7 protein-coding genes are annotated in these 14,823 nt (G+C 45.0%); all 7 read left to right on the top strand.

Annotated elements, in window-relative coordinates:
• Positions 1-946: ADP-ribosylglycohydrolase family protein (locus O71_RS06240; protein WP_007654448.1), on the top strand; the 946-nt coding region annotated here is incomplete at its 5' end.
• Between the two features lie 122 nt (positions 947-1,068).
• Complete coding sequence (locus tag O71_RS06235; RefSeq protein WP_040573817.1) at positions 1,069-3,348, top strand: DEAD/DEAH box helicase; 2,280 nt, start codon at positions 1,069-1,071, stop codon at positions 3,346-3,348.
• The gene (locus O71_RS06230) at positions 3,332-6,280 is read left to right on the top strand and encodes a DUF1998 domain-containing protein (RefSeq protein WP_040573815.1); all 2,949 of its coding nucleotides are present in this window, start codon (positions 3,332-3,334) and stop codon (positions 6,278-6,280) included. Before O71_RS06235 ends, O71_RS06230 begins: the two co-directional genes overlap by 17 nt.
• Entirely contained in the window at positions 6,280-9,084 is a 2,805-nt protein-coding gene (locus O71_RS06225) for a helicase-related protein (protein ID WP_007654447.1), read from the top strand. The genes O71_RS06230 and O71_RS06225 overlap by 1 nt, the downstream gene beginning before the upstream one ends.
• An 18-nt stretch (positions 9,085-9,102) precedes the next feature.
• Positions 9,103-13,260, top strand: a complete 4,158-nt coding sequence (locus O71_RS06220; protein ID WP_007654445.1) for a DNA methyltransferase — start codon at positions 9,103-9,105, stop codon at positions 13,258-13,260.
• A gap of 17 nt (positions 13,261-13,277) precedes the next feature.
• Positions 13,278-14,126 carry a hypothetical protein gene (locus tag O71_RS06215; protein WP_007654444.1) on the top strand — a complete coding sequence of 283 codons (849 nt, stop codon included), beginning with the start codon at positions 13,278-13,280 and terminating at the stop codon, positions 14,124-14,126.
• A gap of 18 nt (positions 14,127-14,144) precedes the next feature.
• Positions 14,145-14,823 (top strand): DUF262 domain-containing protein (locus tag O71_RS06210; protein ID WP_192811643.1); only part of this gene is annotated, 679 nt, incomplete at its 3' end.

The following is a 14,823-nucleotide window of genomic DNA, read 5'->3' as shown; positions in this document are numbered from 1 at the left end:
AAAAATCAGGGAAATAATGACACTCACAACACAGGATAGAGGCAGGGGTGCACTACTCGGCTTGGCCGTGGGTGATGCCTTGGGAACGACCTTGGAATTTACCCAGCCGGGTAGTTTCGAGCCCTTAACCGATATGGTAGGAGGTGGTCCTTTTGAATTGGAGCCCGGGCAGTGGACCGACGATACCTCCATGGCGCTTTGCCTGGCCGACAGCCTGCTGCACTGCAAGGGTTTTGACCCAAAAGACCAGATGGAAAGGTATGTGCACTGGTACCGCGATGGGTACCGAAGCTCCACTGGCCACTGCTTCGATATCGGCAATGCAACTCGCCAAGCCCTATACCGGTTTGGGCAAACACAGGAGCCTTACAGTGGTTCAACCGATCCAAACACAGCCGGCAATGGCTCTATTATGCGGTTGGCGCCGGTGCCTTTATACTTTCACCAGCAACCGGAGCAGGCACTTGAATATGCTGCACACAGCTCCCGTACCACACACGGTGCCCGTACAGCCGTGGATGCCTGCGTATACCTGAGTGGTCTGATCGTAGGTGCACTGCAGGGCAGGAGCAAAGAAGAGCTACTAGCGCCTCTTTTCTCTCCTGTGCAGGATTATTGGAGCCAATACGAACTCAGCCCTGCCATTGGGCAAGTGGCTAAGGGTACTTTCAAGGCTTTAATTCCGCCTTACATTAAAGGCAGCGGCTATGTAGTAGAATCCTTGGAAGCGGCCTTATGGGCTTTTCACCGCTCCGAAACATTTGAGGAAGGTGCACTATTGGCTGTGAACCTTGGCGATGATGCTGATACAACAGGTGCCGTGTATGGCCAGTTAGCAGGTGCTTACTACGGGGAAAAGGCTATACCTGAACGGTGGCGGGATCTGCTGCATGAGGGGGAGGAGATCAGCAGGTTGGCTGATCAGTTGATGGAGCAGAGCAGATGAGTTTAAATTAAGCCTAAAAATTACACGCACTAGATTCTAATATATGTAACAGCTCAAGATAAAGCATACATATGATAATTTTTATTTTAAAGTTATAACTTACAGCTGAAACCCCCAGGCTTATGAAAGCACTACAGTTACACGATACCATAGTTGAAGATTATAAAAGCTACTTAAAAAGCTTTAGCAATATTAAAGATACCAAACTCAAAGAGTTAGTTGATAAATCGCTTATCGATGGGAGGTATCTGCCTGAACCACTTCTCCAGTTTAACCCAACCTTTGAAAAGGCGAAAGAAATAAATACACTTATTTCTGAAGGAGTAGTACATCCAGATATAAGTAAAATATTCGGAAGCTACCGACTATACCTGCACCAGGAGAAGGCAATTCGCCTTGGTGTAAGTGGTAAAAGCTTTGTCGTAACATCGGGCACAGGCTCCGGTAAGTCCCTAACTTTTCTGGCGACGATCTTCAACCATATTCTGAAGTCTGAGAAGAAAAAAGGCATTAAGGCCATTCTGGTATATCCTATGAATGCCTTGATAAACTCACAGGAAGAGGAGATTAAAAAGTATAAAGAAAACTATGGCTCAGACTTTCCTATAACATTTGCAAAGTATACCGGCCAAGAGAGTCAGCAGGATCGAGATAGGATTGAGGCTGATATGCCCGACATTATCCTAACGAACTACATGATGTTGGAGCTCATGCTAACAAGAGCTCGGGAAAAGAATATTCGGCAGTCTATCCGTGAAAATCTACGTTTCCTGGTATTTGACGAACTTCATACATATCGTGGGCGCCAGGGAGCAGACGTGGCGATGCTGATCCGACGCCTGAAGTCTATATCAGAGAATCAGATTCAGTGTATTGGTACGTCGGCGACAATGGTTTCGGGTGGAACTAGAGATGTGCAGCTGGAAGAGGTAGCTAGGGTTGCTTCTCAAATATTTGGTGAAAAATATAATGCTGATCAGGTAATTGGGGAGATACTGGAAACTTGCACCAAGTATGATGGTAAGTTGCCAAGCACTTTCGACTTGCAAGAGGCTATACATGCCGATATCCGGGTTGATGGCAGCGAGGATGCGTTCATCAATCATCCGTTGGCGATATGGCTGGAAAATAAGGTAGCGTTAAAGCGGGACGAGGATGGCTTTATTCATCGCGGTAAGCCATTGTCACTAGCTGAGATTATACAGTTGCTTTCTGAAGATTCATTAGAAAGCTTGGAGAGCTGTAAACAGGCGTTGGCCAAATTTTTCGAATGGTCAGAGGCGCTAAATATTAAGAACCTGAAAGATAGAAAGTCTTTCCTGCCGCTTAAGATTCACCAGTTTATTTCCCAGACAGGTAATATCTACGTTACCATGGAAGGTCGTCAACAGCGTACGATTACGCTAGATGACGGTTTATATCTGGAATCTGATCCTGATAAGCGTGTATATCCTGTTGTGTTCAGCCGTTATTCCGGCTATGATTTCGTCAGTGTCAAAAGGGATTTTGAAAAGGGTATTTTACTGCCAAGGGATCCAAATAACCTGCCTGATAAGATAACAAAGAATGATCTGAAAGGAAGTAAGAAGGAAGGTATACCTGCGCGTACTTTAAAAGAAGAAGATTTCTGTGATGGCTATATCGTGTTGCCTATGCAGAATGAAGCTATATGGAGTGATGACATGGTAGAAACTCTGCCCGATACCTGGACCAGAACTGACAGGTACGGAAACCTTGTTCCTGAAAACTTCTATGAGTATAGAATACCGCAGCAAATCTCTTTTAGTAACGATGGGCGCTTTTCTTCAAATCCAAATGAGCTAACGTACAAAGGTTGGTTTATTGCCGCGCCATTACTTGTTGACCCTACTGCCGGTGTAGTGTATGATCCGAGGACAAAAGAGAATACCAAGTTGATGAAGGTAGGTAATGTTGGTCGAAGTACTGCTACTACTATTACTTCATTTGGTATTTTGAAAGCGCAGCATAACCAAGATGTTGCGAAGGAGCAGCAAAAGGTGATGAGCTTTACGGATAATCGCCAGGATGCTTCGCTGCAGACAGGACATTTTAACGACTTTTTACTGATAGGTAGAATACGATCAGCTATTTATCATGCGCTGCGCAATGAGCCAAATCACGCGTTGTCAATCGATAATATCAGTGCAAAAGTTCTTGCCGCTTTAAATCTAAAAGAGGAAGATTATGCCCGGAATCCTGGGGATCCTGGTTGGCCGGATCCGGATAATGTAAAGGCTATCAAAGATCTCCTGATATTAAGGATACTGTACGATCTAAGAAGAGGATGGAGATACAACACACCTAACCTGGAGCAATGCGGGTTATTGGATGTTGATTACGATGGGCTGCAGGATTTCGCCGCAAATGATAAAGCTTTTTGAAGGTATCGCGTTGTTTGATAAGCTTGACGCTGCATCACGATATCATATACTGCTGCAGTTCTTAAACTATTTCCGATCTTCTTATGCATTTGATTATTATCATCTTGATGCAGAAAATAGGGGTGTACTGGAAGATCGCCTGCGTCAGCGGCTAGATGCAGATAAGGAATGGTCTCTGGAGGCTGATGAGAAAATCGAGGTGCCCCCTGTGCTGTTGCCAAAATCTGTTGGAAAACTACAGCGAGGCTTCTTTGCTGAAAGTATAGGTCCGGCAAGTAACCTAGGGAAGTATATCAAGCGGCTCTTCAATAAGCATGGACTTGATTCCATAAAAGGGGAAGAGCTTAGCACCTATATCTCTTCTCTGTGCCATATCCTGACTAAGAGAGGGTACTTCTTAGCTGAAAAAAAGGTGAAAGGGCAGAAAGGTGATGGAACAGGATACCAACTACGTGTAGAAAAAGTGGTTTGGCGCCTGGGTAATGGCAAATCTGTACTACCTGATGAGGTACGCACTGTTACGATTGGAGGTGAGCTTAAAGTGGAGCCCAACCTGTATTTCAAGCGTTTCTATCAGCAAGACTTTAAGCAGTTCTATAAAACCTTTGTGGCAGGAGAGCATACCGGCCAAGTGGATACGCAGGATAGGATTGAACGGGAGGAGGCTTTCAGAAAAGGTGATCTATCTGTACTGTACTGCTCACCTACTATGGAACTTGGTATCGATATTTCTTCTCTGGATATTGTGCACATGCGCAACGTACCGCCTAACCCTGCCAATTATGCGCAGCGTAGTGGCCGCGCAGGTCGTAGTGGGCAGACGGCATTGGTATTTACCTACTGCTCCGCCCAGTCCCCACACGATAGGCAATATTTCCAGAACGCTATCCAGATGGTAGCAGGTGCGGTAACTGCCCCTAAGATTGACCTGACCAACGAAGAATTGTTGCATAGCCATCTGAACTCTTACATCCTGATGCAATTAGCGGTTGCAGATGTAAGTTCATCTGTCGGTGACATTGTTAATGTTAGCGACATAAAGGATTTGCCAATCAAGGAGACGATTGAAGCGGACATTAAAAGCAAGCTGGAAGACAAGCGACTGGACTGGGTGGAGGGTTTTAAAACCGTGATTCAGGATTTAATGCCTGATTTGGCACAAACCGATTGGTATAGCAACGAATGGCTTGAGGCAAAAAGCAATGAATTTTATACTAAGCTGGACCGTAGCTTCGACCGATGGAGAAAGCTATACCGAAATGCAACAACGCTAATTGCAAAAGCTTCAGAAGTGTTCAATAACCCAGTGTATGGGGCAGATTCTAGTGAAGTAAAAGAAGCCAAACGGATGCAGGCCATGGGTATGCGCCAGCGCAGCTTGTTGCTGAATGAAAGTACCAGAGGTGTGTCCAATCAGTCTGAATTCTATATCTACCGTTACCTGGCTTCTGAAGGCTTCTTGCCAGGCTATAACTTTACCCGACTGCCTATCCGAGCCTATGTGGGCAAGAAAGATCAGGGACAGTATATTTCGCGCTCCAGGTTCATTGCCTTGAAAGAGTTTGGACCAGATAACTTGATCTACCACAATGGTGGCAAGCACCGCGTTTCGCAAATGCAGGTGTCGGATGTAGATACCAAACTGGAAAAGCTAAAGTACTCAGGTGTTACTGGCTATGCCTGGCTTGGGGAAGAAGGGAAAGTGATCAATAACGATCCTATAACTGGGGCTGTATTGAAATACGACACAAATGCAGGTGTGCATACAAACCTGATTGAGCTGAGTGAAAGTATTACACGACCTGTGGAGCGCATTTCGAGTGAAGAAGAAGAGCGCATGTCAACAGGGTATAAAATGGAGCAATACTTCTCTTACCCGAAAGGTATTGAACATGCCAAAAAGGCCGTGTTGCAGGCTGATGAAGCACCACTACTCAATCTTACTTTCAATTCGGCAACCCGCTTGATGCAACTCAATATGTATTGGCGTGCTGCCGCTGATAAGAGCGGCTTTAAAATAGGTTCTACTTCGGGTAAATGGCTAAAGCAGATTGACCTTGACTCTCCTGCCAGAGAAAGCGACCCGACCAAGACTGTGCATGTGTACACAACCGACACTGCGGACACCTTATACCTGCAGCCTGGCCATTCGCTAGGTTTACAGCAAGAGGGTGTGATCACCTTAGCTTATGCATTGAAACGTGCCATCGAAAATGTGTTCCAGGTGGAGCAGTCGGAAGTGGGCGTATGGTTTATGGGCGAAAAGGATAACCAAAATATTCTGATCTATGAAGCAGCTGAAGGTAGTCTAGGTGTTTTAACACAGCTAATCCAGTCCCCTGTGAAGATGAAAGAAGTATTTAGGGAGGCTTACCGCATATGCCACTTCAATCCGGAGACAAAGCAGGATACGATACCTGTGCGTCCGAAAGCTTCTTACGATGATTTGCTCAGTTACTATAACCAACGCTATCATGAGCAGCTGGATAGATTCAGTATTAAAGCTACCTTGGAACAGTTGATAGACTGTGAGGTAGATAATACTGCCGCTTTTAATTCGGTTTTTAAAAGCAGAGAAGATCACTATAACTATCTGATTGAAAGCTTTGATAAAGGATCGGCTACAGAGGAGCCTTTTATCCAGTACCTGTACAAAAACAACTACAGACTGCCTGATAAAGCGCAGGTGAATATGTCGGAGGTATCGCAGCATTACATCAGTGCCGACTTTGTGTACATGAACGGGGAGGAGGTGCAGGCGCTTATCTTCTGTGATGGCTCTGTGCATGACAAGCCGGAAGTAGTGGCCGACGATAAAATGAAGCGTCAGATACTGCGCGACATGGGCTTTGATGTGATTGAGTGGCATTACTCCGAGCCAATCGAAAGCCTGTTAGAAAAACGAAAAGACATCTTTAAGAAACTGCAATAATGAAACATATTGCTACACCAGGTAAGATCATACGCTTACGAGGCAGACGCTGGATTGTAATGCCATCTCCTGATAAGGATCTATTATTGGCTAAACCACTTGGCGGAACAGACGATGAAATAACCGGTATTTTCCTGCCTTTGCAGGTAGCCGGTGATAAGATAGAAGAAGATACTTTTCCGGAACCAACGGTTGACGACTTGGGTGATTTTTCTACGGCACGCTTAATGTTCGATGCCAGCCGATTGAGCTTCCGAAATGCCAGCGGACCTTTCCGCTGCACGGCTAAGCTGTCGTTTAGACCACGTTCTTACCAGATCGTGCCCTTGGTGATGGCGCTAAAGCAGGATGTTACCCGCTTGCTGATTGCGGATGACGTAGGTATTGGGAAAACAGTAGAAGCGTTGATCATCCTGAAGGAGCTGATGGAGCGGGGCGAAATTAAACGATTTGCTGTTATCTGTTTGCCACACCTATGTGAGCAATGGCAAAAAGAGCTGAAGGATAAGCTGGATATTGAAGCGGAAATTATCCGATCAAGTACGGTGGCTTCTTTGGAGCGCAAACTGCCAGGTGATGGCAGCGTGTTCCAGCATTACCCATACCAGGTTATCTCTATAGACTACATCAAGTCAGAGCGAAAGAAAAACATTTTCCTAAACGACTGCCCGGAGTTTGTGATTGTGGACGAGGCGCATACCTGCGCGAAACCTAAGGATGCTAAGTCTCCATCGCAGCAGCAACGCTACCACTTGTTGCACCAGATTGCCAAAAACGAGCAGCAGCACTTGTTGCTCTTAACGGCAACGCCGCATAGTGGTAAAGACGAAGAGTTTCTGTCTTTGCTAGGCTTGCTTAAACCTGAGTTTGAGAAGTATTCGCTGGATAGTAAAGACCAGACTAGCAAGCGAAAAATTGCAAGACATTTCATCCAGCGTAAGCGCGAAAACATTAAGCGTTGGCTAAAAGAAGTAACACCATTCCCAGAGCGTGAATCGGTGGAGGTGGGGTATAAGCTGTCACCTACCTATGCCAACTTCTACAACGAGGTATACAAGTTCGCCAGAGGGCTTACGCAAGGCGACACAGAGATTCAAGGTGCTAGAGGTAAGTATTGGGCGGCGCTGGGCTTGCTGCGCGGCATTATGTCGAGCCCGCAAGCTGGATATAGTATGTTGCAGTCGCGTATGCAAAAGGTAAAGGACCTTGGCGATGAATTGCTGTATGATGAGAACCCAGTTATTGAGAAATTAGAAAGCGACAGCGATCATACGTTAACGGAACTTCTGGACCAAACGGAGCTAACGAGTGATGAGCAGAGTGATCTGAAGTATTTGGCAGAAGAGATTGAGAAGCTGTTTGGTATAGAGAAAGACAAGAAAGTAGCCACAGCACATAAGATAGTAGCCGACTGGCTGAAGGAAGGGTATAATCCAATCATCTTCTGCAAATACATCGAAACAGCCAAGTATGTTGGGGAGATTCTGAAAGCTGAGTTGCCAAAATCAGTGCTGGTGCAAACCATTACGTCGGAACTGCCGGATGAGCAACGGAAAGAGATCATTGAAACGATGAAGGACTCTCCGAAGCGGGTATTGGTGGCTACCGACTGTTTGAGTGAAGGTATAAACTTGCAGGATGCGTTCAATTCTATACTGCACTATGACCTACCCTGGAACCCGAACCGCATTGAGCAGCGGGAGGGCCGCGTTGACCGCTACGGACAACGTGCTGCAACGGTGAAGACCTACATGGTATGGGGCGAGGATAACCCGATAGATGCCATTGTATTAAAAGTGCTTATCCGGAAGGTGCGCGATATACAGCGCTCTACGGGTGTATCCATCAGCCTGGGTGAGGATAACCGTTCTATCATGGATGCGGTGCTGAAAGAAGTGCTCTTAGATCCTAGAGGAGCTTTGGCCGCTACCCAGCAACAAATTGACTTTGGTGATGCTTTCTCTCGTTCCAGCAATACAATTACCACAGAGCTGGAAGAGGCAAAGCGCAAGGCGGAAAACCTGCGCAGCATTTTTGCCCACGAATCGGTGAAGCCGGAGGAGATTGAAGCTGACCTACGCAAGGTAGACGAAGCCATAGGCGATGTGCAATCTGTAGAGCATATTGTACGGGCTGGCGTGGTGCATTTGGGTGGCAAGGTAGAGGCTGACGGACCAGGATATAAAGTGTATACCGCTAACCTGCCGGTGCACCTGCGCGATGCCTTGGGCGGGCGTGAAATAGCGCGGGTAAGCTTTGACTCGCCTACGCCGGAAGGCTATCGTTACATTGGGCGAAACCACAATTTTGTGGAGCAGCTTTGCCAGTTCCTGTTGTCGCTGGCTTTTGAAGAGAAAGGACACTATAGCCGCATTGCCCGTTCGGCTGTGATTAAAACGGCTAACGTCTCTAAAAAGACTACGCTGATACAGTTCCGGGTGCGGAACGTGATTAAAGAGGTGAACAGCAAAAACGAGAACATTTCGGAAGAGATGTACCTGTGGGGCTATGCCGGTAGTGGTGCTGATGCCGAAGAGCTGGATTATACTACCTGCAAACAGCTACTGTTTGAGGCACAAAGTACGGTGCAGCTATCTCCAGAGCGCCAGGCAGCCATGATTGAGAATGAGAAGGATGTGTTTACGGTGCAGAAGCCTAAGTTCCTGCAACTGGCGGAGCAACGGGCAGAGGCGCTGGTAGAGGCGCATGGCCAGTTTAAAAAGCTGGTTGGAGGCCGTAGCTATGAGGCGGTGCACCCGGTGCTGCCACCTGATATTCTGGGCGTTTATGTTTTCATCCCTTAACCGATTTAGCTTTTTACCATGAATTACCCAAGTATAAACATACAAGGCAATATCATTTCGAGTGAGGTAATTGATAAGATCCGGAATGATGATGACTTTAAACACCAGCAGGCTGCAGCCTTTGGCTTTGAGAGAGGCGTAAAGGTTAGGGATGAAATCGGTCTGGCCTGGTCGGCGGCGCGTAGTTATTGGCAGGCATTTAAGATGAAGATGGAGCGGGTGGCCGAAACCACCAAAAGCGGCACTACCGAAACCCGTAACCTGTGGGTGCTGCCTTTGCTCTCTACGCTGGGCTACGAGCTGGAAAGCTCCAGAGCCGAGATGGTGAACGACAAAAGCTTTGCCATCAGCCACCGGGCTACCAACCTGAAAGGGCTTCCGGTGCACATTATGGGTATAAACGATAACCTGGACCAGCGCCGCGAAACCGGTGGACCACGTTTATCGCCGCATGCGCTGGCGCAGGAGTACATAAATAGCACCGAGCATGTGTATGCTCTGGTGTGTAATGGCCGTTACCTGCGTTTGCTGCGCGATGCTACCCGCCTGGTGCGCCTGAGCTACCTGGAGTTCGACCTGGAGAAGATGATGGAGGAAGAGCTGTATGCAGACTTTGCAGCGCTGTTCCGTTTGCTGCACGCTACCCGCATGCCGAAGCAGTCAGACCAGGCAACGGAAAGCTTTATTGAGTACTACCATCAGGAATCGTTGGCTTCGGGCTCCCGCATACGCGAGAAACTAAGTATAGCCGTAGAGAACTCTATAAAAGAACTGGCCAATGGCTTTTTGAAGCACCCTGATAATAAGGCTATAGTTAAGAATGAAACTATAGTTGATGGCGATACTACGGTTTACACTGATGTAGTGCTGAATGGCAAGCTGTTGACGCCTGCCGACTATTACCTATACCAGTTACGCCTGATTTACCGATTGCTCTTCTTGATTGTAACCGAGGAGCGCAACCTGGTATACCCTGACACCAAAGACGAAGAGCTGCAGCGCAAGCGTAACATCTATTACGACTTTTACAGCATTGAGCGTCTGCGCAAACTGGCTGCCAAAGCGCATTATGTAGATGGCCGCAAGCACGACCTGTGGGAGGGCCTGAACAGCACTTTCCTGTTATTTGAGAAAAGCCACTTTGGCGAAAAGCTAGGTATAAAACCACTGGGCTCTGGCTTATTCTCGCCAAGTGCGCTCGGCGAATTGCCTACCCTGAAGCTGGACAATAAAACATTGCTGGACGTTATCCGTCACCTGACGCTGTTCAGGAGCGAGCATGGGCATTGGGTGCGTGTAAACTACTCTGACCTGGATGTAGAAGAATTTGGCTCGGTGTACGAAGGCTTGCTGGAGTTTGATGCTACCTTTATCAGCGTGGCTGGTAAGCCAGCTTTTACTTTTGTGGAAGGTACAGGCCGCTCGTCTTCGGGCTCGCACTATACCCCAGAAGAGCTGGTGAAGCCGCTGATAAAGCACTCGCTGGAGTATGTGATAGAAGACAAGCTGAAGCAGCCAAACAAAGAGGCCGCTTTGCTCTCTATTAAGGTATGCGACGTGGCCTGCGGTAGTGGACACATCTTGCTTTCGGCGGCACGACGTATTGCCACCGAGCTGGCACGGGTGCGCACCAACGAAGACCAGCCTACGCCATCGGCGATGCGCCATGCCATACGCGATGTAATCAAGAACTGCATTTATGGTGTAGATAAAAACCCGCTGGCTGTAGAGCTTTGTAAAGTGGCCCTGTGGCTGGAGGCGCATAACCCCGGCGAGCCGCTTAACTTCCTGGACCACCACATCAAGTGCGGCGACGCCATCGTAGGCCTGGCGCATAAAGAGGAGCTGCAGCGTGGTATAGCTGACGAAGCCTTTAAAGCTTTACCAGGCGATGATAAAGAGGTAGCCAGAGCCTATGCAAAGCGCAACAAAGTCGAGCGTGATACACGTGGTCAGGCAACTCTTGATTTTGATGGTAACATAGGGAAGGGTTTGGAGAATGTGCTGCAGGAGTTTCAGAAGTTCTCGCAACTGCCTGAAACTACTCCAGAAGAGATTGAAAAGAAAAGTGCAGCTTATAACAAGCTGATTCATAGTGGTGCTTTGCAGCGCCTGAAAGCCTTAGCCGATTTACAGGTAGCACAATTCTTTATACCTAAAACGTCTGCCAATAAAGATTACCTAGTTACTGATGCCAATTACTTCCAATACTTGAAAGGCACGAAGGCGGTACCAACAACTATAGAGACTAGAACGATAGCTCTAACAGCTGAAAAACGCTTCTTTCATTGGTTTCTAGAGTTCCCTGAAGTTTTCCAGCAGGGGGGGTTTAGTTGTATACTTGGTAATCCGCCTTATCTGTGGGGGAATAGAATAAGTTCTCACTTTGGAGATGATTATAGAAAGTTTCTAAATACGAACAAACCATTTATAAATGGCAATGCTGATTTCTGCTGTCATTTTGTAGATAGAATAGCTACCATCATTGAGCAGAATGGTTTTTTTGCATTGATTACTACAAGTTCAATTAATGAAACAGATAATAGAACTTCATCTCTTGAGGTCTTATTAGAAAGGCAATTCAGGATCAACTATGCTTTACCAAAAGTTAAATGGCCTGGTAAAGCAAGTTTATTAGTAACATTATTAGCACTTTCAAGAAATAATGTAAAGTCAAAATACATTGGATCTAAACAAGTCGATTCCATAAGTGCATTTCTTGATGATTCATCTCTTAGTCAAACTCCTGAAATTTTAAAAGCTAACGAAAATTTAAGCTTTAAAGGAGTAGATACTGGAGGTATGGGTTTCGTAATGTCCAAAGAAGAATTTCTACATTTATCTAAATATGATGAATATAGAGAATACTTATTTGATTATTTAAATGCTGATACATACTTAAATGAACCTGCCTTTAAGGCTTCAGGTAAGATAATCAATGTTACAGGGGTAAATATAAAAGAGTTAAATAAACTGTCGCATATTGAGCAAGTTTTGATAGAAAGAGTACTACCCTATAGGCAAACAGTAAAGGATAAAAGTAGTAGAGAAAATTGGTGGTTATATAATAGACCTAGACCAAACTTATACAATGCAATCAAAAACTTAAACTGTTGTCTAATAAATGGAGTCGTTTCAAAGTATAATTGTTTTTCTTTCTATAATACTAAAACAGTTTTTACAAACGCTATTAATGTATTTGCATTCGATAAGCACTTATATTTAGCTTTTCTACAATCTACTATACACGGATGTTGGAGTGATTTTTTAGGTTCTTCTTTGGGAATCACTAATAGATATAATCCTACAGATTGTTTTGAAACATATCCATTCCCAAGCCAAATTTATAACTCTCAAGAGCAAGCTTTAGAGGATATAGCAAAAAGCTATGATGTATATCGTCAACAGGTGATGTTAAAAGTTCAGCTCGGCCTTACCAAAACCTATAACCTTTTCCATAGCGATACACTCCGTGCCATTACCGCTACCGAAGCTGGCTTAGAGGATAAGGCTTTTGAAAAACTGGTAGGCAAAGAAGCAGCCCAACTACGCAAGCATTTAGCTAAAACACCCGGTACTATCACTTTCAACGAAGCTGTAGCAGGTATAGAGAAGCTGCGCCAGCTGCATGTTCAAATGGATGAAGCCGTGCTGGAAGCCTATGGCTGGCAGGATATACAACTGCGCCACGACTTTTATGAATTAGAGTACCTGCCCGAGAACGACAGAATCCGCTACACCATCCACCCCGATGCCCGCAAAGAGGTACTCAAGCGCCTGTTAGAGCTAAACCACCAAATCCACGAAGAAGAGGTAAAGGCCGGCTTATGGGATAAGAAAGGCAGCAGCAAGAAAAAGGCCGCCGCGAAAGCCCCTAAAGCTGCCAAAGCCAAACAGCCAACTGCCCAAGCAGACCTGTTCGAGGCCAACACGCCACTCTTCGCCAAAACAGTAAACCACCAGGTGCAGGAGGGAAGCAAAGTAACCCTTGGCCATACCGGCGGTCAGCGAATGAAGTACGCTATACTTCCAAACGCCCAGAAAGATATTCTCACCACCGATGGCTATAAGCAAATCCTGCCTACTTCCGGCTTAGCTCAAGTGTTGCTAGGAAAGCAGCCTGGGGTTAAGGTAGAGTTTGGGGGGAATGTGTATGAGGTGTTGGAGGTGGTGTAGTAGAAATTTAACATAGCATGTTAGGTAATCCAAAAGGTTTTTTCAACTTATCAGAATCTGATAAGTATGTCGGCTCTTACATCTCAAAAGAAGATGTAAGCAAAATTTTAAAAGTAGAAACGGAAGCTCTAAGTCAGTTACCGTTCGAAAAATTTGATAACGGTTTATATATCGACGAAAGAGTCTTAGGTAAGCTCTGGAAGGATGGGGCTATACCTGGAGCTGTTCCTTATAAGTATGGTAACGCTTCTGCAAGTATAGATGAGTTTATTTTGGCTGCCATCATCAGACAAAGCTATCCAAATGCTGTAGTTGAGCACCAAGTGCCTTGGGGCAGAAAGCGCATTGATATGAAGGTAGCAATTGATGGTAAGAGTACCTTTATTGAATTTCATGGCCCTGGTCATTTTACAATTCAGAATAATCGTGTGCCCGAAGATCCATTTGAAAGAAAAGATGCTATAGAGTCAGCATTTGGGATAGAATGTGTAGTTTGGCCTTATTGGATTCAGCGTTGTTCTAAAAACCTAAGCATTGTAATAGAGGGTAAAGATGACCAAGGCTGGGGCGCTTTATGGAGTACTAAAGTTCACTTTGGCGAATTTTACTTTGAGAACTCGCATAATATTATAAAGCAGCTAAATGCTCAATTTAGTATACATGACAATATAGGTTACTTTTATGAAATTGATGGCTTTGGTCGTTATAAGCCAGAACATCCTATTGTTAAAAGTATTAGGCAAGGAAGAATAAAAGCTGGCAATTATAGATTAATACCTAAAGGAACCCCAAATTCTCAAATAGATTGTTGGTTGCCTGCAGAATTACAAACCATTAAACATGATTTAATAACTTCTAACTTTTAAATAATGCAACGCAAGCCAATGAACATTCAGGTAAGCATGATACCTGATTATTTTAATTCATATATCAAGATACCAGATATTCAGAGAGAAGACACTGCTTGGACACTTGATCAAAAGCAAATGTTAATAGATTCACTTTATAATGATTATGATATTCCCAAAATATACCTCCGTAATAGTATAAATGAGAATAACCAAATAGTTTGGTGGTTGATTGATGGTCAGCAACGTTTAACAGCAATATGTGAATTCTTAGCTAATGAGTTTCCCCTCGGTACTGCAACTTCTCTTCCTGAGTCAATGCGAGGGAAATATTTTAATACAAATAAAGAAGGTAACAATATACTTAAGCAGGGTTTAGATGTACAAGAAAAAGCCAACATTGTAACAAGAACTTTAGATGTGGTATTATTAACTTGTACTGACGATGAAGAAGAGGATATGTTTCTAAGACTAAATAAAGGTACTCCTCTTAGTGCAGCTGAGAAAAGAAACGCTATGAGAGGTCAGATGAGATTAGCTGTCAAGGCTTTAGCAAAGCATAACTTCTTTAAAAATAAGGTTAATTTTAGTGCAAGAAGGTACGCTATTGATGCGGTCTGTGCCCAGTTGACACTATTAACTATAAAAGGAGGGCCAACTGATGCGAAAGGAAAGCAGCTTAAAGATATGTATGAAAAAAATAAAATATATAATG

It is taken from the genome of Pontibacter sp. BAB1700 (assembly GCF_000277005.1).
Classification (GTDB): Bacteria; Bacteroidota; Bacteroidia; order Cytophagales; family Hymenobacteraceae; genus Pontibacter; species Pontibacter lucknowensis.
Note: the sequence above shows the minus strand (reverse complement) of the source record. Positions and strands in the feature narration are given on the sequence as shown.